Source organism: Mesorhizobium sp. M7A.F.Ca.CA.002.05.1.1 (assembly GCF_003998335.1).
GTDB lineage: Bacteria > Pseudomonadota > Alphaproteobacteria > Rhizobiales > Rhizobiaceae > Mesorhizobium.
The window spans coordinates 1-677 of sequence record NZ_RZQI01001522.1 but is presented as its reverse complement, the minus strand read 5'-3'; the positions used below and the strand labels follow the sequence as shown (position 1 = coordinate 677).

1 protein-coding gene is annotated in these 677 nt (G+C 63.4%); it reads right to left on the bottom strand.

Features of this window, described 5'->3' with window-relative positions; translation table 11 throughout:
* Window positions 1-677, bottom strand: a 677-nt coding sequence (locus EN939_RS36800; protein WP_206528474.1) for a hypothetical protein, incomplete at both ends; no start/stop codon positions are given.

The following is a 677-nucleotide window of genomic DNA, read 5'->3' as shown; positions in this document are numbered from 1 at the left end:
TTTTCCCGGCAACGCCCGGCGCACCGCCGATACTTCTGGTTTGCGTGAAGTCGTTGCCGTTGTCGGTCTGCTCACTGGTGCCTGCGGTGACTTCTACGCCATCAGTGACATTGAACAGCCGGGATTGATGAACGCCAATTTTACAAGCCGGCGCACTCCATTCTACCCAACCCGCGACGGTCGGCGTGAACTGGTTCGAGGCTAGGGAAATCAGCCCGTAGGGATCGCGGACTTCGGTGTTCAGGTCTCGGGTACGCCATGCGCCCGAAGTGAAGGTGCCGCCGTTGATGCCTGACGCCTTCTGGTCTTCCATGATGGCATCGGGTGCGCCGCCACCCCATTCGGGCGCCGTAGCGGCGGCGTTCATGCGCAAGGTCTGCCCTGCCGTGCCCTTTGCGAGCCTGGCTGGAGCCTTTGCCCCACTCAGATAAAGGATGTCGCCAGCGGCGGTCGATGCTGGCAGAGGCGCGAATATCTGCGTTGCCGCTCCATCGCCAACAGCAATCACATTGTCGTCGGTGTCCCACTGGATCCGCCCTTCGGTCGTCGGAGCCGGTGTTGTGCTCTGTTCAAGCACCAGAGCCGGCCCGGATATGGAGGTACCGGCGGGGATGGTCACCGGGCCGCCGTTCGCCCGCTGGTAGCCGACGCAAGCCCAGTTGCCGCTGCCGAGGGAC